General features: G+C 63.6%; 21 protein-coding genes. 10 read left to right on the forward strand and 11 right to left on the reverse strand.

Features of this window, described 5'->3' with window-relative positions; genetic code table 11:
- Positions 1-123: 123 nt before the first annotated feature.
- Entirely contained in the window at positions 124-1,524 is a 1,401-nt protein-coding gene (gene lpdA / locus ABFA30_RS04620) for a dihydrolipoyl dehydrogenase (RefSeq protein ID WP_410045183.1), read from the reverse strand.
- A gap of 203 nt (positions 1,525-1,727) precedes the next feature.
- Here lpdA and cfaB point away from each other — a divergent pair, with 203 nt between their 5' ends.
- Positions 1,728-2,912: a C17 cyclopropane fatty acid synthase CfaB gene (gene cfaB / locus ABFA30_RS04625; RefSeq protein WP_225786826.1), complete on the forward strand. Its 1,185-nt coding sequence runs from the start codon at positions 1,728-1,730 to the stop codon at positions 2,910-2,912.
- 6 nt (positions 2,913-2,918) lie between these two features.
- Here the strand turns inward: cfaB and cls are convergent, their stop codons facing one another.
- The gene (gene cls, locus ABFA30_RS04630; protein ID WP_225786825.1) at positions 2,919-4,358 is read right to left on the reverse strand and encodes a cardiolipin synthase; all 1,440 of its coding nucleotides are present in this window, start codon (positions 4,356-4,358) and stop codon (positions 2,919-2,921) included.
- 128 nt (positions 4,359-4,486) lie between these two features.
- Between cls and ABFA30_RS04635 the strand changes: the two genes are divergently transcribed.
- On the forward strand, positions 4,487-5,020 hold the full coding sequence (locus ABFA30_RS04635; RefSeq protein WP_253080398.1) for a DUF3617 domain-containing protein: 534 nt from the start codon (positions 4,487-4,489) through the stop codon (positions 5,018-5,020).
- A 77-nt stretch (positions 5,021-5,097) separates the two neighbouring features.
- Here ABFA30_RS04635 and folE2 read toward each other — a convergent pair whose 3' ends face one another.
- Both folE2 and ABFA30_RS04645 read right to left on the reverse strand, forming a co-directional pair.
- Positions 5,098-5,985 carry a GTP cyclohydrolase FolE2 gene (folE2, locus tag ABFA30_RS04640; RefSeq protein WP_410045184.1) on the reverse strand — a complete coding sequence of 296 codons (888 nt, stop codon included), beginning with the start codon at positions 5,983-5,985 and terminating at the stop codon, positions 5,098-5,100.
- 26 nt (positions 5,986-6,011) lie between these two features.
- Positions 6,012-6,389: a glutamine synthetase gene (locus ABFA30_RS04645; protein WP_253080396.1), complete on the reverse strand. Its 378-nt coding sequence runs from the start codon at positions 6,387-6,389 to the stop codon at positions 6,012-6,014.
- Positions 6,390-6,501: 112 nt separating this feature from the next.
- Here ABFA30_RS04645 and zigA point away from each other — a divergent pair, with 112 nt between their 5' ends.
- The 3 genes from zigA (at position 6,502) to ABFA30_RS04660 (ending at position 9,376) form a co-directional block, all read left to right on the forward strand.
- A complete protein-coding gene (gene zigA, locus ABFA30_RS04650; RefSeq protein ID WP_225786821.1) occupies positions 6,502-7,710 on the forward strand; it encodes a zinc metallochaperone GTPase ZigA in 1,209 nt (402 codons plus the stop codon).
- Positions 7,707-8,339 (forward strand): DUF1826 domain-containing protein, encoded by a 633-nt coding sequence (locus ABFA30_RS04655; protein WP_410045185.1) that lies wholly within the window; start codon positions 7,707-7,709, stop codon positions 8,337-8,339. Before zigA ends, ABFA30_RS04655 begins: the two co-directional genes overlap by 4 nt.
- A 62-nt stretch (positions 8,340-8,401) precedes the next feature.
- Positions 8,402-9,376 (forward strand): CobW family GTP-binding protein, encoded by a 975-nt coding sequence (locus tag ABFA30_RS04660; protein WP_410045186.1) that lies wholly within the window; start codon positions 8,402-8,404, stop codon positions 9,374-9,376.
- Here the strand turns inward: ABFA30_RS04660 and ABFA30_RS04665 are convergent, their stop codons facing one another.
- On the reverse strand, positions 9,377-9,769 hold the full coding sequence (locus tag ABFA30_RS04665) for a DUF3301 domain-containing protein (protein WP_225786868.1): 393 nt from the start codon (positions 9,767-9,769) through the stop codon (positions 9,377-9,379). It abuts the gene before it with no gap.
- 117 nt (positions 9,770-9,886) lie between these two features.
- Between ABFA30_RS04665 and pdxY the strand changes: the two genes are divergently transcribed.
- Positions 9,887-10,753 (forward strand): pyridoxal kinase PdxY, encoded by an 867-nt coding sequence (gene pdxY, locus ABFA30_RS04670; RefSeq protein ID WP_225786818.1) that lies wholly within the window; start codon positions 9,887-9,889, stop codon positions 10,751-10,753.
- Here the strand turns inward: pdxY and ABFA30_RS04675 are convergent.
- Entirely contained in the window at positions 10,750-11,235 is a 486-nt protein-coding gene (locus tag ABFA30_RS04675) for an acyl-CoA thioesterase (RefSeq protein WP_225786817.1), read from the reverse strand. The two genes, pdxY and ABFA30_RS04675, sit on opposite strands and share 4 nt — an antisense overlap.
- A 317-nt stretch (positions 11,236-11,552) precedes the next feature.
- Between ABFA30_RS04675 and ABFA30_RS04680 the strand changes: the two genes are divergently transcribed.
- A complete protein-coding gene (locus ABFA30_RS04680) occupies positions 11,553-13,310 on the forward strand; it encodes a cation:proton antiporter (RefSeq protein WP_225786816.1) in 1,758 nt (585 codons plus the stop codon).
- A 56-nt stretch (positions 13,311-13,366) separates the two neighbouring features.
- On the opposite strand, the gene ABFA30_RS04685 is transcribed toward ABFA30_RS04680, so the two are convergent.
- The 3 genes from ABFA30_RS04685 to uvrD form a co-directional block, all read right to left on the reverse strand.
- Positions 13,367-13,774: an SMI1/KNR4 family protein gene (locus ABFA30_RS04685; protein WP_225786815.1), complete on the reverse strand. Its 408-nt coding sequence runs from the start codon at positions 13,772-13,774 to the stop codon at positions 13,367-13,369.
- A gap of 113 nt (positions 13,775-13,887) precedes the next feature.
- Positions 13,888-14,742 (reverse strand): Tim44 domain-containing protein, encoded by an 855-nt coding sequence (locus tag ABFA30_RS04690; protein ID WP_225786814.1) that lies wholly within the window; start codon positions 14,740-14,742, stop codon positions 13,888-13,890.
- 170 nt (positions 14,743-14,912) lie between these two features.
- Positions 14,913-17,096, reverse strand: a complete 2,184-nt coding sequence (uvrD, locus tag ABFA30_RS04695; RefSeq protein ID WP_410045187.1) for a DNA helicase II — start codon at positions 17,094-17,096, stop codon at positions 14,913-14,915.
- A gap of 233 nt (positions 17,097-17,329) precedes the next feature.
- On the opposite strand from uvrD, the gene ABFA30_RS04700 reads away from it, so the two are divergent.
- Entirely contained in the window at positions 17,330-20,194 is a 2,865-nt protein-coding gene (locus ABFA30_RS04700) for an EAL domain-containing protein (protein WP_410045188.1), read from the forward strand.
- A gap of 16 nt (positions 20,195-20,210) precedes the next feature.
- Here the strand turns inward: ABFA30_RS04700 and zwf are convergent, their stop codons facing one another.
- Complete coding sequence (zwf, locus tag ABFA30_RS04705; protein ID WP_225786811.1) at positions 20,211-21,653, reverse strand: glucose-6-phosphate dehydrogenase; 1,443 nt, start codon at positions 21,651-21,653, stop codon at positions 20,211-20,213.
- 104 nt (positions 21,654-21,757) lie between these two features.
- Between zwf and hexR the strand changes: the two genes are divergently transcribed.
- Both hexR and ABFA30_RS04715 read left to right on the forward strand, forming a co-directional pair.
- On the forward strand, positions 21,758-22,624 hold the full coding sequence (gene hexR, locus ABFA30_RS04710; protein WP_011536461.1) for a transcriptional regulator HexR: 867 nt from the start codon (positions 21,758-21,760) through the stop codon (positions 22,622-22,624).
- A gap of 163 nt (positions 22,625-22,787) precedes the next feature.
- Positions 22,788-23,006, forward strand: a complete 219-nt coding sequence (locus tag ABFA30_RS04715) for a PA3496 family putative envelope integrity protein (protein WP_225786810.1) — start codon at positions 22,788-22,790, stop codon at positions 23,004-23,006.
- Here ABFA30_RS04715 and ABFA30_RS04720 read toward each other — a convergent pair.
- The gene (locus ABFA30_RS04720; RefSeq protein ID WP_410045189.1) at positions 22,948-23,910 is read right to left on the reverse strand and encodes a LysR family transcriptional regulator; all 963 of its coding nucleotides are present in this window, start codon (positions 23,908-23,910) and stop codon (positions 22,948-22,950) included. The genes ABFA30_RS04715 and ABFA30_RS04720 overlap by 59 nt on opposite strands.
- Positions 23,911-23,963: the final 53 nt, after the last annotated feature.

Genomic DNA, 23,963 nt, shown 5'->3' on the forward strand with positions numbered 1-23,963 from the left:
GTTCACGTTACGGACAGCCTGAAACGAAAAACCGCACAGCGGCGACCAGCAATTGCACGGTGGCGACCTTGGCTGTGCGGTAGTGTGAAGGACGGCGGGTGTGAGCCCGCCTCCTAGTCGATTTCAGATCTGCATCGCCATGCCGTCCACATTCATCGCGGCCTGGCGCAGCGCCTCGGAACGGGTCGGGTGCGGGTGGCAGGTGAGGGCGATGTCTTCGGCCGAGGCCGAGAACTCCATGGCCACGCAGAACTCGCCGATCATCTCGCTCACGCTCGGGCCGACCAAGTGTACGCCCAGCACTTCGTCGGTGTTGGCGTCGGCGATGACCTTGGCGAAGCCTTCGGTCTCGTGGTTGATCTTGGCCCGGCTGTTGGCGGTGAAGGGGAACTTGCCGACCTTGTAGGCACGGCCTTCGGCCTTGAGCTGTTCTTCGGTCTTGCCCACGCTGGCCAGCTCCGGGCGGGTATAGATGACGCCGGGAATCAGGTTGTAGTTGACCTCGTGCGCCTTGCCGGCGATGCGCTCGATGCACGACACTGCCTCGTCCTCGGCCTTGTGCGCCAGCATCGGGCCTGAGGTGACGTCGCCGATCACCCAGATGCCGGGCACCGAGGTGCGGTGGTGGTCGTTGGCCAGCATGCCGCGTTTGTCGGTCGCAAGGCCGGCGCTTTCCAGGTTCAAGCCCTGGGTATAGGGCCGGCGGCCGATGGCGACCAGCACATAGTCGGCTTGCAGGGTTTCGGCGGTACCGCCGGCGGCCGGCTCCAGGGTCAGGCTGACGCCATCGGCCGAGGCCGTGGCCTGGGTTACCTTGCTGCCGAGCTTGAAGGCCATGCCTTGCTTGGCCAAGGCCTTTTGCAGGGTCTTGGCGGTTTCTTCGTCGGTGCCGGGGCAGATGCGATCGAGGTACTCGATGACCGTCACCTCGCTGCCCAGGCGACGCCACACCGAACCCAGCTCCAGGCCGATCACGCCGGCACCGATGACCACCAAGTGCTTGGGAACCTGCGGCAGGGCCAGGGCACCGGTGGAGTCGATGATGCGCTGGTTGTCGATGGTCACGCCCGGCAGCGGAGTGGGTTCGGAGCCGGTGGCGATGACGATGTCCTTGGCTTGCAGGGTGGTTTCGCTGCCATCCTCGGCCTTGACGATGACCTTGCCGACGCCGTCGAGGCGGCCCCAGCCCTTGACCCAGTCGACCTTGTTCTTGCGGAACAGGTATTCGATACCCTTGGTCAGGCCGCTCACGCTCTCGTCTTTCTGCTTCATCATCTGGGCCAGGTTCAGCGTCGGCGTGACCTCGATGCCCAGGTGGGCGAGCTCGCCGCCACTGGCCGCTTCGTAGAGCTCCGAGGCGTGCAGCAGGGCCTTGGAGGGCATGCACCCGACGTTCAGGCAGGTGCCACCGAGGGTCGACCGGCCTTCGACGCATGCGACGCTCAGGCCCAGTTGGCCGGCACGGATGGCGGCGTTGTAGCCGCCCGGGCCGCCGCCGATGATCACCACATCATAGGATTTCATGGGATTACTCCAGGAGTGAGGAAGCGAAGGAGCACAAGATTAGTCCGGGTGCCAAAAATTGTATACAATCTGTGACTTGGTTAGGCCAGATAGTTCTAGACTATGGTCTCGATTAACGGAAACTTCGTATGAATGAACTACCCTGTTCCGGTGGCGTCCCAAAATTGATGGCGACGCTCGGAAAATGAAAGGGAGGGTCATTCATGCTTGCGCAACTTCCACCTGCGTTGCAGAGCCTGCACTTGCCTTTGCGCCTGAAGCTGTGGGACGGCAACCAGTTCGACCTGGGGCCTAGCCCGCAGGTCACCATCCTGGTCAAGGAACCTCAGCTGATCAGCCAGCTGACCCATCCGAGCATGGACGAACTGGGCACCGCCTTCGTCGAAGGCAAGCTGGAGCTGGAAGGCGATATCGGCGAAGCCATCCGGGTCTGCGACGAGCTCAGCGAAGCTTTGCTCAGCGACGAAGACCAGGCTCCACCGGTCCGCACCGCCCACGACAAGGACACGGACGCCGAGGCCATCTCCTATCACTATGACGTGTCCAATGCCTTCTACCAGCTCTGGCTCGACCAGGACATGGCCTATTCCTGTGCCTATTTCCGCGAGCCGGACAATACCCTCGACGAGGCCCAGCAGAACAAGTTCGACCACCTGTGCCGCAAGTTGCGCCTGCAGGCCGGTGATTACCTGCTCGATGTCGGCTGTGGCTGGGGCGGGCTGGCGCGCTTCGCCGCCCGTGAGTACGGTGCCAAGGTGTTCGGCATCACCCTGAGCAAGGAGCAGCTCAAGCTGGGACGCCAGCGGGTCAAGGAGGAGGGGCTGGCCAACCAGGTCGACCTGCAGATCCTCGACTACCGCGACCTGCCCCAGGACGGCCGTTTCGACAAGGTGGTCAGTGTCGGCATGTTCGAACACGTCGGCCACGCCAACCTGGAGCTGTACTGCCAGAAGCTGTTCGGCGCCGTACGCGAAGGTGGCCTGGTGATGAACCATGGCATCACCGCCAAGCATGTGGATGGCCGGCCGGTAGGGCGGGGCGCGGGCGACTTCATCGACCGCTATGTCTTCCCCCATGGCGAGCTGCCGCACCTGTCGATGATCAGCGCGCGGATCTGCGAGGCCGGGCTCGAGGTGGTGGATGTGGAGAGCTTGCGCCTGCACTACGCCAAGACCCTCAACCACTGGAGCGAGAACCTGGAGAACCAGTTGCACAAGGCCGCGGCCCTGGTGCCGGAAAAGACCTTGCGTATCTGGCGCCTGTACCTGGCCGGTTGTGCCTATGCGTTCTCCAAGGGATGGATCAACCTGCACCAGATCCTGGCAGTTAAGCCCTACGCGGATGGGCACCACGACCTGCCCTGGACCCGTGAGGACCTCTACCGCTGATCCGCTTCACAGGATCGGCGAGATCAGCCGCGCGATACGCATCCCGAGCTGTTGCAGGCGATGCGTGCCGCGGCTGTCTTCGCTGCTGATTTCCGTGGCGTCGGCAAAATCCTTGAGCAGCATCGCTTCTACCTGGTCGGCGAAGTCCCGGTCCACCGTCAGCAAGGTAATCTCGAAATTCAACCGGAACGAGCGGTTGTCCAGGTTGGCGCTGCCGATCGCACTGACCTCGTCGTCCACCAGCACTACCTTCTGATGCAGGAATCCGGGTTGGTAGCGGAACATGCGCACCCCGGCACGTACCGCTTCGAAGGCGAACAGGCTCGAGGCGGCATAGACGATGTGATGGTCTGGGCGTGACGGGATGAGGATGCGCACGTCGACGCCGCGTAGCACGGCGAGGCGCAGAGCGGCGAATATCGCTTCGTCGGGAATGAAGTACGGGCTGGTGATCCAGATCCGTCGGGTCGCCGAGTGGATGGCCTCCAAGAAGAACAGCGCACAGGTTTCCTGGGAGTCGGCCGGGCCGCTGGCGAGCACCTGGCAAAGTACGCCGTTGTCGGGGTAGGTGTCTGGCAGGATCAGGGGCGGCAGCTCGCGTGTGGCCCAGTACCAGTCTTCGGCGAACGACTCCTGCAGGCAGGCCAGAACCGGACCGCTGACCTGCACATGGGTATCGCGCCAAGGCGACAGGCGCGGATGGCCGCCCAGGTATTCGTCCCCCACGTTGTGCCCGCCGAGGAACCCCAGCACGCCATCGACCACGACGATCTTGCGGTGATTGCGGAAGTTGACCTGGAAGCGATTGAACCAGCCGCGTCGGGTCGCGAAGGCATGGACCTGCACGCCACCGTCGCGCAGCACCTGGCAGTAGCTGGACGGTAAGGCGTGGCTGCCGACCCGGTCATAGAGCACGAAGACCTGCACCCCTTCGGCAGCTTTGCGCAGCAGTAGCTGCTGCAGTTCCGTGCCGATGGCATCGTCATGGATGATGAAGAACTGCACCAGCACCGCATGGCGTGCTTCGCCGATGGCGGCGAAGATGGCGTCGAAAGTAGCCTGGCCGTCGATCAGCAGCTTCACTTGGTTGTTCGCCAGGCAGGGCATGCGCCCCAGTTTCGGTAGGGCGCGCAGGGCTGCATAGCTTTCCGACTCGCGAGCCGCCAGCGCTTCCTCTACCCAGGGTCGCCAATTGAGGTTGGCCATGGCCACGTGCATTTCCTGGTTGGCCTGGCGCCTGGCCTGGATATAGGCATAGAAGGAGCGGGCACCGAAAATCAGGTAGGGGATGAGGGTGAAGTAGGGAATGAAGAACAGCGACATCGCCCAGGCGATTGCACCCTGGGCGGTACGCACGGTGAACACCGCATGGAGCGCGGCGATGATACCGAGTAGGTGGATCAGGCCGAGCAAGTAACCGAAGAAGTAGGGGCTGTGATAATCCATACGCATCCTGCTTGCGGAGAGCACTGCAGATAACAGAGCACGTTCCCGGCCTGGCTTGCAACCCGGAAGCGGAAATGACGTCTAAGGCTCAATCGGCCAGTTGCCGGTATTTCGAGGAGCATTCATCCATGAAGATTCGTCTGTCATTGTTGGCGCTGGCATTTGGCCTGAGCAGTCCGCTGGTCCATGCGCAGATGCTGCAACCCGGCCTGTGGGAGTTGACCACCAGCAACATGCAGGTCGATGGCAAACCCCTGCCCGACATGGAGTTCATGCTCGGGCAGTTGAAGAACTTGCCGCCGGAGCAGCGAGCGATGATGGAAGGCGTCCTGGCCAAGCAGGGCGTCACCTTGGCGGGGAAAGGTGTACGTTCCTGCCTGACCCCGGAGCAGGTCAAGACCGACGACATCCCGCTGCAGGATCCGCAGTCCGGGTGTACCCAGCGGATTACCGAGCGCACGGGCAATGTCTGGAAATTCGAGTTCAGTTGCCCCAAGGCGCAGGGGAGCGGCCAGGCTACTTTTCTCAGCGACCGCGAGTTTCTCACCCAGGTCAGCGGTACGTTCAATGCCTCGGGTGTTCAGCAGCAGGGCAGCATGAATACCCGGGCCGTTTGGCTGAGCGATGACTGCGGCTCGGTGAAGCCGCGTAGCGACGGGTGATCTACAGCCTTTTGGGAGCCGGCTCAAGCGACATTGGGGGCTGCAAGGCAGCCCCCAATGGCAACTGAACTCGATCCTCACCACTGCCAGCGGCTAATCGCGACAGCATCATGGGCATGCAAGCTCTCCGCATGTTCCACGCGCAATTCGAATCCGCTGACCCAAGCGAGCTGTCGTAATGCCAAGTGCAGGCGTCGTGCCGCATCCTCGCAAAACATCAGGTTCTGCCCATTGGCCAGGGCAAAAGCCTGCTCATCGGCGCGTTTTACCGCCGTCTGCACGGCGGTGCCCAACGCAGCTTCCGCCCTGTCGATCAGTTGGGTGACCGGAAGCTCCTCCAGATTGCTCTGCAAACGCACCCTGACATATGCCTGGCTGCGCTGACTGTGAGGTGTGGCGACGATTCCCTGGCTGCTGCCCAGCCACTCCAGGATCGCTTGCCGATCCGTTTCGCGGTTGGCGAAATCCGCCAAGAACTGCTGCTGTATCAATTGCCTGGCCAGTGCAGCCGAGCAAGGGCATGTGGATGAATAAGGAATCACAACGGATAGTTCCACGTGGAACATCGCATTTTCGATCCTGGCATCCACGGTTACCGGATAGCTTTTCCAACCCGCCAATGGGCTCACCAGGGAAGGTCGTTTCAGCATGTGGTCGAATGCCAGCCGCAGATAGGCGGCAGAGGCAAGCCCTTCATGGCTGGCGAGAAAGCGAGCCAACAACCGCCGCACGGCCAGGGGGTTGAGTTCCGACTGCTCGAGGGATTCCAGGGCCAGGTAAAGCCGAGACATGTGTATCCCTCGTGACACGCCGTCATCGAGGTTGACCCCGGCATCGGCCCGGGCGTTCAGGGTTTGTCCTTCGAACTGCAGCGGCAGTGCGATGCCCTGCATGCCTACCCAGTCCAAAGGCGATGTTCGTTGGCTGGTCTGGATGGCGATGTCGGGGAGCGTCAGGCTGGTCATTTGCGGATTCCAAGAAAGGTTGGCATTCAGCGGCAGCCGCCGATCAGGCTGCAGTGCAGGTTGAAGCGCTGCCCGCTGGAACTGGAGACGCGGTTCAGGGTGGTCCAGCCGATACGCCGGCTATAGCCCACCCACGCCTCGCCGTCGCTGGCCAGGCCGGTGAAGAACGTCAGTGAGCCGTAACGGCTGTTGGCTTGTGCCCACAGCCGACGGCTCACACTGTCGTAGCCGCGCAGGTAGAAGGTGCTGCCCTCGGTACGCACGCTGTAATAGCTGCCTTGGCCATCCTGGCAAGCCAGAAGCGTTGCGCTGCGTGTACACAGGGGGAGATCTGTGCGTGGCATGGCAAGTACTGACGAAGGCGCGATGAGCAACAGCAGCACAACGGCACGGGGCAGTTTCATTTTCATCTCCGGGTACCGTTCGACGAGCACGGCTTGGCGAAAGTGTATTGTTATAATATAACAGTAAGCAATGCATCGTTTCGAATGCGCTCGTCTGATGAGGGTTCCGCCAATGACCAAACGTCTCCCTGTTACCGTGCTGTCCGGCTTCCTGGGGGCCGGCAAGAGCACCTTGCTCAACCATGTCCTGCGTAATCGCGAGGACCTGCGTGTTGCCGTGATCGTCAACGACATGAGTGAAATCAACATCGATGCCAGCGAGGTACAGCGCAATGTCAGCCTCAACCGTGCAGAAGAGAAGCTGGTGGAGATGAGCAACGGCTGTATCTGCTGCACCCTGCGCGAGGACCTGCTCGAGGAAGTGGCGCGCTTGGCGCAGGAGGGCCGTTTCGACTACCTGCTGATCGAGTCCACTGGCATCTCCGAGCCGTTGCCGGTGGCCGAGACGTTCACCTTCCGTGACGAACAGGGCCGTAGCCTGTCCGACATGGCACGCCTGGACACCATGGTCACGGTAGTCGATGGCCTGAATTTCCTGCGTGACTACCAGGCGGCGGATAGCCTGGCCAGCCGTGGCGAAACCTTGGGCGAGGGGGATGAGCGATCGATCAGCGACCTGCTGATCGAGCAGGTGGAGTTCGCCGATGTGCTGCTGGTCAGCAAGATCGACCTGATCGGCCAGCATGAGCGCGAAGAGCTCACGGCCATCTTGCGCAGCCTCAATGGCCGGGCGCAGATCGTGCCCATGGTCATGGGCCAGGTGCCGCTTGAGCGCATTCTCGATACCGGCCTGTTCGATTTCGACCAGGCCGCCCAGGCGCCCGGCTGGTTACAGGAATTGCGCGGCGAACACGTCCCGGAAACCGAGGAATACGGGATCGCCGCGAGCACCTGGCAGGCCCGTCGGCCACTGCATCCACAACGCTTCTTCGACTTTATCCACAAGCCCTGGAGCAATGGCAGGCTGTTGCGTTCGAAGGGGTTCTTCTGGTTGGCCAGCAAGTTCCAGGAGGCCGGAAGCTGGTCCCAGGCCGGGGGCATGATGCGCCATGGGCTGGCCGGGCGCTGGTGGCGTTTCGTGCCACGGGAGCATTGGCCGCAGGACGAGGAGAACACCGCGGCAATTCTCAAGCACTGGAGCGTGGAGGTCGGGGATTGCCGCCAGGAACTGGTATTCATCGGGCAGAACATCGATTTCGCCAGGTTATCCACAGAGCTGGATGCCTGTTTGTTGACCGATGAGGAAATGGCGCTGGGGCCGATGGCCTGGTTGCGCCTGCCCGACCCGTTCGGCCCCTGGCATGAGGAGGCTGCCGCGTGATGCTGGCAAGCAGGGCTGTGGATATCCGTCAGGTCTTCGGCGAATCGCCCCAGGTGCTGGCGGAGATTCTCCAGGATGGGGTCAACCTGGCGGTTTGGCAGCGCCGGCTGGCGGCGCAGGTGGAGGACTTCGCTGCACTGTTGCTCAGCCTGGGCCAACCCATGGCGGACGAGCGGGTGATCGATGTGGACGAGCGGGAAATGCCCGTGCTGCCTGGCCTGTTGAGCGGCGCAGCCGACCTGCATGGCTACGAAGGCTTTGTGGCAGACGTGGCGTGGTTGGTATCGGCCTACACCTGTCTGCTTGGCGCCCGGCGCGTCGGCTTGCGCCTGCGGGTGCTGGAAGGGACGATGTGCCCGCGCTTTCATGTGGATCACGTGCCGTTGCGCTTGCTCACCACCTATGCCGGCAAGGGCAGCGAATGGCTGGAGGAAGGCCGCATCGATCGTACCGCATTACCGCACGCCACACCGCCTGTGGATAACATCCAGTGCCTGCAGGTGGGGGCAGTCGCCTTGCTCAAGGGCGAGAAGTGGCTGGGCAATGAAGGTGCTGGCCTGATACACCGCTCGCCGCTGACCGGAGCGGGGGAGCTGCGTCTGTTGCTCAGCCTTGACTGGTTGGCTTGAGGGCGCATAGTGGGTGGTTTATGGGGCCTGCGGCGGCCCTGGGGACGCCATTGAACCATCACATGTTGCAAAACATCCCTACCCACGTGATCGCTGGCCCATTGGGTGCCGGCAAGACCAGCCTGATCCGTCAGCTGCTGGCCCAGCGCCCCGCGGGAGAACGCTGGGCGGTGCTGGTCAACGAATTCGGCCAGATCGGCCTCGACGCGGCCTTGCTCTGCCGCGATGAGGAGGGCATCGCCATCGGCGAGGTGGCTGGCGGTTGCCTGTGCTGCGTAAACGGCATGCCGTTCCAGGTGGGGCTGGGCCGGCTGCTGCGCAAGGCACGACCCCACCGCCTGTTCATCGAGCCCTCTGGCCTCGGCCATCCACTGCAACTGCTCGAACAGCTTGGCCAAGCGCCATGGACAGGCGTGCTGGCCGTGCAGCCGCTGTTGATGGTTCTGGATGCCCAGGCCCTGGCACGTGGCCAGGCGCTGCCGGACACGCAGCGTGAGGCGCTGGCGGCAGCGGCCTTGCTGGTTTTCAACAAGGCTGGCCTTGTGGATGAACCGTCACGCCTGTTGATAACTGCACAACTGCCCGCCTTACCGGCCTTGTGGACAGAGCATGGCGCATTTTCCCTGGCGCAGCTTCCGGTTTTGCCCACAGAAGAGGCTCGATGCTCGCTTGTGGATAAGCTTGCTGTGGACAACGCTTTCGTGTCGCCTGCCGCCTTGTGGACAGATCCGCGCCAACCGATCTGCCAGGCACAACAGGGCGAGGGCGGCTGGAGCATCGGCTGGCGCTGGCACCCCAGCCAGCGCTTCGATGCACTACGCATGCAGGCTTTTCTCGAGGCATGGCCATGGCGCCGGGCCAAGGGTGTTATCCACAGCGCTGAAGGCTGGCGCTCGTTCAATGCCTTGGACGCAGGCCCACAGGCCTGGCAACCGAGCGAGTGGCGCAAGGATTCCCGTATCGAACTGATCTTCGACCAGGCCCAACCGCGGGAAGCCCTGCAGGCGGCGCTGGCCGACTGTCGCCTGGAGGGCTGATCAGTTGCGCCAGCGATTGTGCTCCTGGCGCCATTGCTGCATCTCGATGACGTTGTCGGCCTTTGGCGGGGTCTTGATCTCGAACGGGTAGGGCGCCAGTTCGATCAGCATGGTGTGGGCACCGAACTGGGTCACCGTCCCAGGGTGGCGTTGTTCGCCAGTGACGGTGAATTCGAAACCGTAGATCCGCGCCAGGCGCTTGCGGCCGTTGGCATCACGCACGAAGGCGATGCGCTTGAGCGCGACGTTGTCGTCGAGCAGTTCCAGGTCGAGGTTGGCACAATGCTGCTTGACCCGCTCCAGCGCCTTTTCGCGTAGCCCATGGTTGTGCCACAGCCAGGCGCCGGCCGTTGCCACCAACATCAGGACGAAAAGGTTCTCCAGGGTCAACATTTGCATAGGCTCCAGACAGGTCAGTCCAGCTTAACCGCGTTCCTGGCCTGTCGTACAGGTGGCAATCGGGTTCATACTGCGCCTCGCATCCCAAGAACTGCTTCGGAAAAATACCCCATGAAACGCACGCCGCATCTACTCGCTATCCAGTCCCATGTGGTCTTCGGCCACGCCGGAAACAGCGCGGCGGTGTTCCCCATGCAGCGGGTCGGGGTCAACGTCTGGCCGCTCAACACCGTACAGTTCTCCAACCATACTCAGTATGGCCAGTGGGCAGGCGAAGTGCTCGCGCCCGCGCAGATTCCGGCATTGGTGGAAGGTATTGCCGGCATTGGCGAGCTGGGGCACTGCGATGCGGTGCTCTCCGGGTACCTGGGCAGTGCCGAACAGGGCCGGGCGATCCTGGCTGGTGTCGAGCGGATCAAGGCGGTGAATCCCAAGGCGCTGTACCTGTGCGATCCGGTCATGGGGCATGCGGAGAAAGGCTGCATCGTGCCGGTGGAGGTGAGCGAGTTCCTGCTCGAGCAGGCCGCTGCGGTAGCCGACATCCTCTGCCCCAATCAGCTGGAGCTGGACAGTTTCTGCGGGCGCCGGGCCGAGTCGCTAGAGGACTGCGTGGCCATGGCGCGCAGCCTGCTCGAGCGCGGGCCGCAGGTGGTGCTGGTCAAGCACCTGGCCTACCCGGGGCGCGCTGCGGACAGTTTCGAGATGTTACTGGTGACCCGGGACGAAAGCTGGCACCTGAGCCGCCCCTTGCTGGCTTTCCCGCGCCAGCCGGTGGGCGTGGGCGACCTGACCTCGGGCCTGTTCCTGGCCCGCGTGCTGCTGGGCGACAGCTGGGTACGCGCCTTCGAGTTCACCGCAGCGGCAGTGCATGAGGTGCTGCTCGAAACCCAGGCCTGCGCCAGCTACGAACTGCAACTGGTGCGGGCCCAGGATCGCATCGTGCATCCGCGGGTGCGCTTCGAGGCCCTGCCGGTCTAGATTGAGTCGGTCTTGAGGTTCTGGTAGCGCTGCTCCAGCTCCTGGCGGATCTGTCGACGCTGCTGGCCCTGCAGGAAGCGGCGTTTCTCTTCCTGGGTCTGGGGCTGGCGCGGCGGCACCGGCACCGGGCGACGGCTGTCATCGACCGCGACCATGGTGAAGAAGCAGCTGTTGGAGTGGCGCACGGAGCGTTCGCGGATGTTTTCGGTCACTACCTTGATGCCCACCTCCATGGAGGTGTTGCCGGTATAGTTGACCGATGCGAGGAAGGTCACCAGCTCGCCGACGTGCACCGGTTCGCGGAAGATCACCTGGTCCACCGAGAGGGTCACCACATAGCTCCCGGCATAACGGCTGGCGCAGGCGTAGGCGACTTCGTCGAGGTACTTGAGCAGGGTGCCGCCATGTACGTTGCCGGAAAAGTTGGCCATGTCCGGGGTCATCAGGACAGTCATCGTCAACTGGGCGTTTCCAGGTTCCATAGTGAGCTCACGGTAAGGTTGCGCTGAAACGGGGCCGTTATCTGCAGACACTTCTGTTCCCCCTTGGTGGTTCCGACCTTTACGGGACGTCGGCCGATGCGACATCGTCACGCGGATAGTGCCATCGACAATGACGCAATGGCCGATCTGTTTCTACATATTGCACCGGCTTTCTGCGGCAGGGCGCGATGTTAACCTGAGCACGCCCATGCAACATGGGCGTTCCTGCGTTAAAAACATTATGTATTTGCTGCTCGCTCAGGTTTGCCTTGGCAGAGGAGCGGTTTGCCCTGGCATCGAGAAAGGAGTACCACGCCATGCATGCCATCAGCTTCATCCAGGATCTGGCAGTGATCATGCTGGTCGCCGGGGTGGTCACCATTTTGTTCCATCGCTTCAAGCAGCCCGTGGTGCTGGGCTACATCGTCGCCGGTTTCATCATTGGCCCGCACACACCGCCCTTCGGCCTGATCCACGATGAAGACACCATCAAGACCCTCGCCGAACTGGGGGTGATCTTCCTGATGTTCTGCCTGGGCCTGGAGTTCAGCCTGCGCAAGCTGTTCAAGGTCGGGGCCACGGCGTTCATCGCGGCGTTCATGGAAATCGTCCTGATGATCTGGATCGGTTTCGAGATCGGCCGCTGGTTCGGCTGGAATACCATGGATTCGCTGTTCCTCGGGGCGATCCTGGCCATTTCCTCGACCACCATCATCGTCAAGGCGCTCAACGACTTGAAGATGAAGAACGAGCGTTTCGCCCAGCTGATCTTCGGCGTACTGATCGTCGAGGACATCCTCGGCATCGGCATCATCGCCCTATTGTCGGGCATCGCGGTCAGCGGCACGGTAAGCTCGGGCGAAGTGTTCTCCACGGTGGGCAAGCTGTCGTTGTTCATGATCGTCGCGCTGGTGATCGGCATCCTGCTGGTGCCACGGCTGCTGGCGTACGTGGCGAAGTTCGAGAGCAACGAGATGTTGCTGATTACCGTGCTGGGCCTGTGCTTCGGTTTCTGCCTGCTGGTGGTCAAGCTCGAATACAGCATGGTCCTGGGCGCGTTCCTGATCGGCGCGATCATGGCCGAATCCCGCCAGTTGCTGAAGATCGAGCGCCTGATCGAGCCGGTTCGCGACCTGTTCAGCGCCATCTTCTTCGTTGCCATCGGCCTGATGATCGACCTGAGCGTGCTGATCCAGTACGCCTGGCCGATCCTGGTGATTACCCTGGCGGTGGTGCTGGGCAAGATGCTGTCCTGCGGCATGGGGGCCTTCATCGCCGGCAATGACGGCCGCACCTCGCTGCGGGTGGGGATGGGGCTTTCGCAGATCGGCGAGTTTTCCTTCATCATCGCCGCCCTCGGCATGTCGCTGCAGGTCACCAGCGACTTCCTCTACCCCGTCGCCGTCGCGGTGTCGGCCATCACCACTTTGCTCACGCCCTACCTGATCCGCGCCGCCGACCCGCTCTCGCGAAAGCTCGGCAATGTGGTGCCAAGCCGACTGGCGAGGGTGCTGTCGTTGTATGGCGAGTGGCTGCGCAGCATCCAGCCCCAGGGCGAGGGGGCCATGCTCGCGGCGATGATCCGGCGCATCCTGCTGCAGGTGGGCGTGAACCTGGCCCTGGTGATTGCCATCTTCTTCAGTGGTGGCTACTTCGCCGGGCGTATCGGCGAGTGGTTGAGCGAATGGGTCAGCGATGTCAGCCAGCAGAAGGCACTGATCTGGGGCGCCGCGCTGCTGTTGTCGCTGCCGTTCCTGATCGCCGCCTACCGCAAGCTCAAGGCGCTGTCGATGCTGCTGGCGGAGATGGGCGTGAAGCCCGAGATGGCCGGGCGACATACCCAGCGTGTGCGTCGGGTGATCGCCGAGGTGATTCCGCTGCTGTCGTTGCTGGTGATCTTCCTGCTGCTGTCGGCCCTGTCGGCGAGCATCTTGCCCACCAATGAGCTGTTGCTGGTGATCGCAGTCGTGGCGGCGGTGGTGGTGGCACTGCTGTGGCGCTGGTTCATCCGGGTGCATACCCGCATGCAGATCGCCTTGCTGGAAACCCTGGACAACCACCGCGACTCGCACTGAGCGAGCGCATGCCGACTGCCTGCGCCTTCATCGGCGCAGGCAGGTTCGATTGCCGGTCAGCTTTCCAGCCAGACGTCCCGGGCCCAGTGCCAGACCGTCTCCCAGCTGTCTTCGCTGATCGCTTCTTCTTCCGCGTCCCACAGCACCACCGTGCCATCTTCCTCGACGCAGTAGTAGTTGTCGCCATCCTGGCACAGCGGCACCAGGTCGCGGGGGACGCCGGCATCCCAGGCATTGGCGGCCACCTCGGGCAGGTAGGTGTGGGATTGCGGGTCGGTGACGGTCACTGGCTCCAGGCTGCCGTAGACCACGTCGCTGACGGTCAGCAGGAACTCCCGCAGGCCGAACGGCATGTTGATCAGCAGTTCTTCCTCGATCTCGACCAACAGGTCTTCGTCCGGCAGTTCCAGTGGCACCGGTACCGGCTCATTGGCTTCACGGAGCTGATCGATCACTTCTTCCACGGTTCACATCCTCTGACCTTGATGACGACGCTGCGCGTTATACCCTAGTAGCCCACTGGGCCAAAAGCAAAAACCCCGGGACATGCCCGGGGTTCGTTGTGCAATGCCTGGAATCAGCCGTTCTGGCGGATACCGGCGAGCAGCCAAGGCTGGTTCTCGCCCTGGGCGCGCTCCATGTGCCAGCTTTCGCTGAAGGCTTCGCCCTGGTCGAAACGGGAGGTCTTCGACACGCCATGGAAGGTCAGGGTGGCGATGGTCCGGTCGGCACGGTCGTCGATGCCTTCCAGCTGCACTTCAAGGTTATCGATGTAGGTGGACTGGAAGCCATCACCCAGGTCGGCACGCTCGCGCTTGAGGAACTCGAGCATCTGCGGGGTGACGAACTCGGAGATCTTGTCCATCTCGTTGGCGTCCCAGTGCTGCTGCAGCGACATGAAGTGGGTACGTGCGGCGGCCAGGAAGCTCTGCTCGTTGAACCAGGCTGGCGCGTTGATCACCGGTGCGGCTGCGGCAGCGGGGGCTGCGGCGCCACCGAAGATCGACGGTTGGGCAGGCTGGGCGTGGGTTTCGCGCTGGTACGGTGCGTGGTTGGCACCGGCCATCTGCGGCTGCTGCTGGCGACGCCGCGCGGCGATGAAGCGGAACACCAGGAAGGCGATCAGGCCCATGATCAGGAAGTCGAGGATCTGCATGCCCTGGAAGCCATCGCCCATGAACATGGAGGCCAGCAGGCCACCGGCGGCGAGGCCGGCCAGTGGGCCCAGCCAGCGCGAAGCACCGCTGGCGGCGGCCGGAGCGCGGCCAGGCGCGGTCGGCGCGGCGGCAGGCGTGGTTGGCGTGGCCTGGCGGGTCTGGTGGATAGGCGCGGAGCCCGAGCTCTTGCCACCGCCGAAGCGCTTGGCGTTGGCATCCAGGCTCAGCGTCAGGCCGACGCAGAGCGCCAGAGCGATGCTAAGAAAACGTTGCATAAGTGGGATTTCCCCTGTTGTGGATTGCACGCGCGTCATGGTGCACAGGTTGTAGGACATATGGCCAGTGCCATAATGTTTCCAGCTTTTGCCTGATTGGTCTGATGCTAAGGCTGATCAGGCTGTAGGACATTTCAACTGTTATCTGGGGCTGCAACGCAGCCCACAGGTCAGATCGCTTCCAGCTTGGCGTACCCCAGCATCAGCCACTTGCTGCCTTCGGCGAAGTTCACCTGCACCCGCGCCTGGGCACCGGAGCCCTCGAAGTTGAGGATCACGCCCTCGCCAAACACCGCATGCTGCACGCGCTGGCCGAGGGCGAACGCGGTCTGCGGGATGCTGGCATGGGCGAACAGGCTGCTCGAGGTGGCCTGCGCACCGCCGAAGGGGCGGCTGACACTGTTGGACAGGCGCACTTCCTGGACCAACCCGGCCGGAATCTCCCGTACGAAGCGCGACACCTTGTTGTAGGTCTCGCTGCCATACAACCGACGTGTCTCGGCATAGGTCATGATCAGCTGGCGCATGGCCCGGGTGATGCCCACGTAGGCCAGGCGCCGCTCCTCTTCCAGACGGCCGGGCTCCTCCAGGCTCATCTTGTGGGGGAACAGGCCCTCTTCCATGCCCACCAGGAACACATAGGGAAACTCCAGGCCCTTGGCACTGTGCAGGGTCATCAACTGGATGCTGTCCTCGTGCTCGTCGGCCTGGGCATCGCCGGCTTCCAGCGAGGCGTGGCCAAGGAAAGCCGACAAGGGCGAGAGGTCGGCGTCGTCGTCACTGGTTTCGAAGTTGCGCGCCGCGCTGACCAGTTCCTCGAGGTTCTCTACCCGCGCCTGGCCTTTCTCGCCCTTTTCTTCCTGGTGATAGATGATCAGCCCGGACTGTTCGATGACGGTCTGGGTCATCAGGTGCAGCGGCATGTCCAGGACCTTGGCGGCGAGGTTCTCGATCAGTTCGATGAAGGCGCCCAGAGCACTGGCGGCGCGGCCCTTGAGGGCCTTGGCGGCGAGCAACTGGCACATCGCCTCCCACATCGACAACTGGCTGTGGCGCGCGTGCTCGCGGATGGCCTCGACGGTCTTCTCGCCGATGCCGCGGGGCGGCACGTTGATCACCCGCTCCAGGGCCGCGTCGTTGCCACGGCCTTCGAGCAGGCGCAGGTAGGCCATGGCGTTCTTGATCTCGGCGCGTTCGAAGAAGCGCTGGCCACCATAGATACGGTAGGGGATGCGCTCGCGCAGCAGGGCTTCCTCCAGCACCCGCGACTGGGCGTTGGAGCGGTAGAGAATGGCGATCTCGCTGCGTGCGTTGCCCTGCCTGAGGATGCTTTCGATGGTTTCCACCACGTAGCGCGCTTCGTCGTGCTCGTTATAGGCGGCGTACAGGCTCAGCGGCTCGCCTTCGCCCATGTCGGTCCACAGCTCCTTGCCCAGGCGCCCGCTGTTGTTGGCGATCAGCGCGTTGGCAGCCTTGAGGATGCCGCCGGTGGAGCGATAGTTCTGCTCCAGGCGGATCAGTTCGGCGTCGGGAAAGTCGGCGGTGTACTGGTGGATGTTCTCGATCTTGGCGCCGCGCCAGCCATAGATCGACTGGTCGTCGTCACCCACCGCCATCAGGCTGTCGCCACCGGCGGCGAGCAGGCGCAGCCAGGCGTACTGCACTGCGTTGGTGTCCTGGAACTCGTCCACCAGCAGGTGGCGGAAGCGCCGCTGGTAGTGCTCGAGCAGGCCGGGGTGGTCGCGCCACAGGTCCAGGGCGCGCAGCAGCAATTCGGAGAAGTCGATGACCCCGGCACGCTCGCAGGCCTGTTCGTAGGCTTCGTAGATCGAGCGCATGGTGGCCAGGAACAGGTCGCCGCTGGCCTGGATGTGCTGCGGGCGCAGGCCTTCGTCCTTCTGCCCGTTGATGAACCATTGGGCCTGGCGCGCCGGCCAGCGCTGTTCGTCGAGGCCGAGCTCGCGGATCACCCGCTTGATCAGGCGTTGCTGGTCGTCGCCGTCGAGGATCTGGAAGTTCTGCGCCAGACGCGCTTCCTGCCAGTGGGCCCGCAACAGGCGGTGGGCCAGGCCGTGGAACGTCCCCACCCACATGCCGGCCGGGTTGATGCCCAGCAGTTGCTCGATCCGCTGGCGCATTTCCGCCGCGGCCTTGTTGGTGAAGGTCACCGACAGGATCGAGTGGGGCGAGGCCTGCTCGACCTGGATCAGCCAGGCGATACGGTGCACCAGCACGCGGGTCTTGCCCGAGCCGGCGCCGGCAAGCACCAATTGACGCCCCACCGGGGCCGCTACGGCCTGGCGTTGGGCGTCGTTGAGGGAGTTCAGCAGGAGGGAGAGGTCATCGTTGCGCATCCGGCCATTCTAGGGCCGCGCAGGGGGCAGGGGCAAACGGCCCTGGGATAAATCTTGCCGTGCCTGGCCGGCCACTCATCGACACGGCTGAGTGAGCCGCGTGCTTGAGCGGTCGCGGGGCGAAGGCCGCGGTATTTTCGCGCATCCTGACGCAGAGCAGTTTGGCCTGGGGCGGGGCTTGTGTATGCTCCCTGCTCGTTTTGCGGCCAAGAACATAACAAGAACACTGCCCTATGACCCAGGATTGCACGGCGAGCGGAGCATCGCCGCAAACCATAAGGAACGTACGCAGGCAATTCGCGACCCAGCTCTCCATCGAGCGAACCCGCCTGCTCTACCAGGGCTCGCTGTTGCCCACCCTGTTCATGTTGCTCAACGGCCTGCTGTGCGCCTGGCTGTTGTGGAGCCCTGCGCGCTACCTGCTGGTCGGCGTGTGGCTGATCTGGTTGCTGGCGCTGGTGGCCCTGCGGGTGATCCAGGTGGCGGCTTTCGATGCGGCAACGCCAGCGCGCCAGGCCAAGCCGACCTGGCATCGCATGTTCCTGCTCGGCTCGGCGTTCAGCGGCCTGACCTTGGCCTGTGCGGCGATCGTCCTGGTGCCTGTGGATAACTTCGTGCAACAGGCCTGGGTGTTCGGCTTGCTGGGGGCAGCGGTGCTGTCGGCCAGCGTGGCCTATGCGGTGAGCCTGCCGGCCTTTCTCAGTTTCGCCTTGCCCTGCCTGCTGCCACCGATCCTGTTCCTGTTCTACTACCAAGCGGGTCTGCAGCGAGGGTGGGGCTGGCTCGGCCTGATCCTGCTGGCGGCGCTGATGGTGGTGGCCTGGCAGGTCAACCGGCTGATCGAGCGCGGCCTGTTGCGGCGCTTCCAGAACCAGGCGCTGATCGAGCAGTTGCAGGAGGCCCAGCGCCATGGCGAGCACCTGAACCAGGTATTGCTCAGCGAGGTGGAACAGCGCCGGTGCGCCGAAGATCAACTGCGCCAGGCCCAGGCCGGGCTGGAGCAGCAGGTAGCCCAGCGCAGCCATGAACTGGACCTGGCCAACCATGCCCTGGGTACGAGCGAGCAGCGCCTGGCCCTGGCATTGGACGCCAGTGAGCTGGGGCTGTGGGACTGGAACCTGGAGAGCGACGAGGTGCATCACACCCAGCTACATGCCTTGTTCGGCCTGGACCCGCGGCAGGTCCGCTCGGTCCGTGCCGACCTCAAGCCACGCCTGCATCCGGACGACCTGCCGCTGTTGCGCCGGACCCTGGTCGAGCACCTCAAGGGCCGCAGCGAAGACTATTGTGTCGAGTACCGCGTGCGCCACACCCAAGGCCACTGGTGCTGGATCGAGGACCGTGGCCGGGCGGTGGAGCATGGCCCCGACGGCAAGGTGCTGCGCATGCTCGGTACGCGCCGCGACATCACGGCGCGCAAGGAGCAGGAAGAGCAGCAACGCCTGGCCGCCACTGTGTTCGAAGCGGCCAGCGAAGGCATCGCCATTCTCGATGCGGATTTCCAGCTGCTGGCGGTCAATCAGGCTTTTTGCGACATCACCGGCTACTGTCGGGGGGAGCTGATCCAGCGCAACGCCCTGGACCTGCCCTGCAGCCGCGATGCCCGGCGCCACAGCCAGGCGATCGGCCAGGCCCTGGAGCAGCAGGGGCGCTGGCAGGGCGAGTTGGTGGAGGCGCGCAGCAATGGCGAACTCTACCCGCAATGGCTGCAGCTCAATGGCGTGCGTGACGTGCGCGGCAATATCAGCAACATCGTCGGTTTCTATACCGACCTGTCGGCGCGACGCGAATCCGAGGAGCGCTTGCGCTACCTGGCCCATTACGATGACCTGACCGGGCTGGCCAACCGCGCGCTGTTTCGCCTGCGCCTGCACGAGGCGGTGCAGCGGGTGCGCCTCAATGGTCGCAGCCTGGCGCTGCTGCACATCGACCTGGACCGTTTCAAGCTGCTCAACGAGAGCCTCGGCCATGAATGGGCCGACACGTTGCTCAAGCGGATGGCCCAGCGCATCGCCAATGCGGTGCCCGAGGCCGATACCGTCGCGCGTCTTTCCGGTGATGAATTCGTCGTGCTGTTCGACGGCTACAGCAACCTGTCCAGCCTGGTGCGGGTCACTACGCGGTTGCTCGACAAGTTGCGCGTTCCCCAGCGCCTGGGTGGCCATGAAGTGGTGGTCAGCGCCTCGGTGGGGATCAGCCTGTTGCCGGACGCGACCTTCGACGTCAACGCGCTGCTGAGCCAGGCTGACATGGCCAAGCAGCATGCCAAGCACCTGGGCGGCGACAATTTCCAGTTCTACACCGAGAGCCTGCGCGCCAGCACCCTTGAGCGCCTGCAACTGGAAAACCAACTGCGCAAGGCCCTCGACGAGCGGCAGTTGCTGGTCTACTACCAGCCCAAGCTGTGCCTACGCAGCGGCCGCCTGCACGCGGCCGAAGCGCTGGTGCGCTGGCAGCATCCCGAATGGGGCATGGTGCCGCCGGGCGAGTTCATCGGCCTGGCCGAGGAAACCGGGCTGATCGCACCGATGGGTGAGTTCGTCCTGCGCCAGGCCTGCTGGCAGGCGTGCGAGTGGCAGCGCCAGGGGCTGGCGATCCGCGTCTCGGTGAACCTGTCGGTCTACCAACTGCGCCAGGGCAAGATCGTCAGCCTGGTGCGCCAGGTGCTGGACGAGAGCGGGCTGGCGCCGCACCTGCTGGAGCTGGAACTGACCGAAAGCCAGTTGCTCGACAGCGTCGAGCACATCATCGCCACCTTCCGCCAGTTGCATGAGCTGGGGGTCAAGCTGGCTATCGACGACTTCGGCACTGGCTATTCGTCGCTGAGCTACCTCAAGCGCTTCCCGGTCGACTACGTGAAGATCGACCAGGCCTTCATCCGCGGCCTGCATGAAGGCCGGCAGGATGCGGCCATCACCCGGGCGATCATCGCCATGGCCAAGAGCCTTGAGCTGAAGGTGGTGGCGGAGGGGGTGGAAACCCGCGAGCAGCTGGCATTCCTGCGCGAGCATGGTTGTGACGAGGCGCAGGGCTACCTGATCAGCAAGCCGGTCGACGCGCGACGCTTCGAGGCCCTGCTGGCCAATCCCGGCGCCTAGGGGGCAAAGCGCTGCTTCATGCGTGCCAGGCCCGGCCCTGGTGCGCCAGCAGGCTGTTGGCTTGCTCCGGCCCGTTGGTGCCGGCGGGGTAGGGGCGCGGGGCCTGGAAGTGCTCCTCCCAGCCCTTGAGGATCGGGTCGATCCAGGCCCATGCGGCTTCCACTTCGTCGCGGCGCATGAACAGGGTCGAATCGCCCGCCAGCACATCCAGCAGCAGGCGCTCGTAGGCTTCCCAGCGGCGGGTCTGGCCGAACACCTGGGCCAGGTTCAGGTCCAGTTCCACCGGTTCCAGGCGCATGCCCTTGCCCGGGCTCTTGGTCATCATGCGCAGGCTGATGCGTTCCTCCGGTTGCAACTGGATCAGCAACTGGTTGACCTGGCCACCGCTGAACAGCTGATGGGGCACAGGCTTGAACTGGATGACGATCTGCGACGAGCGCCGCGCCATGCGCTTGCCGGTGCGCAGGTAGAACGGCACGCCGGCCCAGCGCCAGTTGTCGATCTGTGCCTGCACGGCGACGAAGGTCTCGGTATCGCTGTCGTTGTCCACGTCCTTCTCGAAGTAGTAGGCCGGCACTTCCTGGCCGCCGATCCTGCCGGCGCCGTACTGGCCGCGCACGGTCTTGTCCTGCACGTCCTGGCCGGTGATCGGCTTGAGGGCACGGAGGATCTTCACCTTCTCGTCGCGCACCGCCTCGGCCTCGAACTGCGCGGGAGGCTCCATGGCCACCAGGCACAGCAACTGCAGCAGGTGGTTCTGCAGCATGTCGCGGGTCGCCCCGGCACGGTCGTAATAGGCGCCACGGTTCTCCACGCCGAGGGTCTCGCAGACGCTGATCTGTACATGATCGACCTGGCCATTGCGCCACACCGGCTCGAGCAGGGCATTGGCGAAGCGCAGGGCCATGAGGTTCTGCACCGTCTCCTTGCCCAGGTAGTGGTCGATGCGAAACACCTGGGACTCGTCGAACACCGCGCCTATGGCTTCATTGATGGCGGTGGCCGAACCGAGCGAGTGGCCGATGGGTTTTTCCAGCACGATGCGCGCCTCGCTGTCGGCCAAGCCTGCGATGCGCAGGTGGTTGACGATGGGCACGAACAGGTTGGGGGCGGTGGCCAGGTAGTAGACCCGCGTCAGCCCGCCGGGCTCGCCGAGATAACGGGCCAGGCGGCCGAAGTCGGCGCTTTGCGAGGCGTCCATGGCGAAGTAGTCCAGGCGGGCGCAGAAGCGCCGCCAGACGTCCTCTTCGAAATCATTGCGAGCGATCTGGGCGCGGCAGTGGCGTTCGGCGAGCTTGACGTACTCGTCCCGTGGCAGGTTGCGCCGGGCCAGGGCAATGATGCGCACGGCGTTGTGCAGACGGGCCTCGCGATACAGATGGTAGAGCGCCGGCAGCAATTTGTGCAGGGCCAGGTCGCCCGTGCCGCCGAAGACCAGGATGTCGCAAGGAATAGTCAAAACCACCACTCTCCACATTCGTTTAGCTGGGCGGGTCGCCGGTCATGTAGTATAACTACAAGAAAGCTACATCCCGGCCAGCCGATCATAACCGAGTCCAGCCTGTGAATCTGTTGCAACATATCGCCCAATCGCGCCACTTGCTGCGCAAATCGGAACTGAAAGTGGCCGACCATGTACTGCTCGATCCGGCTGCCGTCATGCACAGTTCCATGGCCGACCTGGCCCACAGCGTAGGGATCAGCGAACCGACCATCGTGCGCTTCTGCCGGGCCATCGGTTGCTCGGGCTTCCAGGACCTGAAGCTCAAGTTGGCCCAGAGCCTGGCCGCTGGCGCCAGTTTCGGGCAGTTCGCGATTCACGAGGACGACTCGGTCGCCGACTACAGCCTGAAGATCTTCGACACCACCTTGCATACCCTGATGGAAGTGCGCGAGCACCTCGACCCGCAGGCACTGCAGCAGGCGGTGACCGCCATGGCCCAGGCCCAGCGCGTGGAGTTCTACGGTTTCGGTGCCTCCGGTGCGGTGGCCGCCGATGCCCAGCACAAGTTCTTCCGTCTGCTGCTCAGCGCCGCGGCCTATTCCGACCCGCACATGCAGGCGATGTCGGCGGTGACCCTGAAGCCGGGCGACGTGGCGGTGTGCATCTCCCAGTCGGGCCGCTCCAAGGACCTGCTGATCACTGCCAACCTGGTGCGCGAGAGCGGTGCCAACCTGATTACCCTGTGCCCGAGCCAGACGCCGCTGGCGGAGTTGTCCACCGTCAACCTGGCCATCGACGTGCACGAGGACACCGAGATCTACACCCCGCTGACCTCACGGATCGCCCACCTGGTGGTGATCGATGTGCTGGCCATGGGCGTGGCCATGGCCCGTGGGCCGAGCCTGGTCAACCACCTCAAGAGCGTCAAGCGCAGCCTGCGCAGCCTGCGGTTGTCGCCGAAGTCGATCAAGGCGACCGACGACTGATCCTGGATGCCCAAGGCAAGCCAAGCGGCTCCAGAGGCTCTTGGCCTGCGAACAAGCCGCCATTGGCGGCAAGAATTCACGATACTGTCACCCGATCTGCACCAAACCGTAAAACCATCACGCCAGTCTGAAACTCCCCGCATCCTCATCTGGGAGACAGGCAATGGCTCGTGACCACGATGGCTCGTACCACCCCAGCGCCAAGGCTCGCAAACAGCACGAGAAGGATCAGCGTCGCATGGAGTTTCGCCGTGCGATCGAAAGCTACTGCGAGCAACGCCAATTACTGCGTGAGATCGCCGACTACCCTGAGCTGAAAGACATCACGGTATGGCAGGTATCTGCGGCAACTTCCCCGAAAATCGCTCCACAAGCCCGCTGATCCTCGCACGTTCATTGCGAATGAACGCCTGGAACGCCAAGGCCACCGGCGACTGCCGCTTGGCCTTGGACTGCACCAGGCACCAGCTGCGGTACAGCGGCAGCTCCTCCACCGGCAGTTCCTTGAGTACGCCCGTGGCCAGTTCCATGTTCAGTGCATGGCGGGTCAGCAGGGCAATGCCCAGGCCGGCGATCACGCATTCGCGCTGGGCGTCGGAGGACGCCACTTCCAGGGTCTGGGTGAAGTGCACGCGCTTGTCCTTGAAGTATTCCTCGCAGGCCTTGCGTGTGCCCGAACCTTGCTCGCGGATGAGCAGGGTATGAGGCTCCAGGTCCTGCAGGCGGAGCTTTTCCAGCTTGCACAGCGGGTGGTCGGGCGGCGCCACGGCGACGATCGGGTTGTTCAGGAACGGCATGAACTCCAGGCCCATGTCCTGGGGGACCATCGACATGATGATCAGGTCGTCGCGGTTGTCCGACAGGCGCCGGATCGCCTGGGCCCGGTTGACCACGGTGAGGGTCAGGTTGACCTCCGGGTGACGTTGCTTGAAGGCGGCGAACAGGTGTGGCACGAAGTACTTGGCGCTGGACTCGATCGCCAGCTTCAACTGCCCCTGCAGTGAACCCTGCATGTCCGACAGCTGCATGTCGAGGTTCTCCAGGCGCCCGAAGATGTCCCGGCTGGCCCGTTGCAGGGCTTCGGCCGCTTCGGTCAGGTAGAGCTTCTTGCCGACGTACTCGAACAGCGGCTGGCCGATCAGCTCTTCGAGCTGACGGATCTGTAGACTAACGGCGGGTTGCGTCAGCGCCATTTCCTCCGCCGCTCGGCTGTACGAGCGCAAATCGCACACTTCGTTGAAGATCTGCAATTGACGCAATGTCATACGCATCAATGACTTACGCATTTCTCTCCAGGCTCCGGCAAAACCTTGTTACTGCACTATAAGCTTTTGCTAAT

Origin of the sequence: Pseudomonas sp. HLMP (genome assembly GCF_046365545.1) — a bacterium.
GTDB lineage: Bacteria > Pseudomonadota > Gammaproteobacteria > Pseudomonadales > Pseudomonadaceae > Aquipseudomonas > Aquipseudomonas guariconensis_B.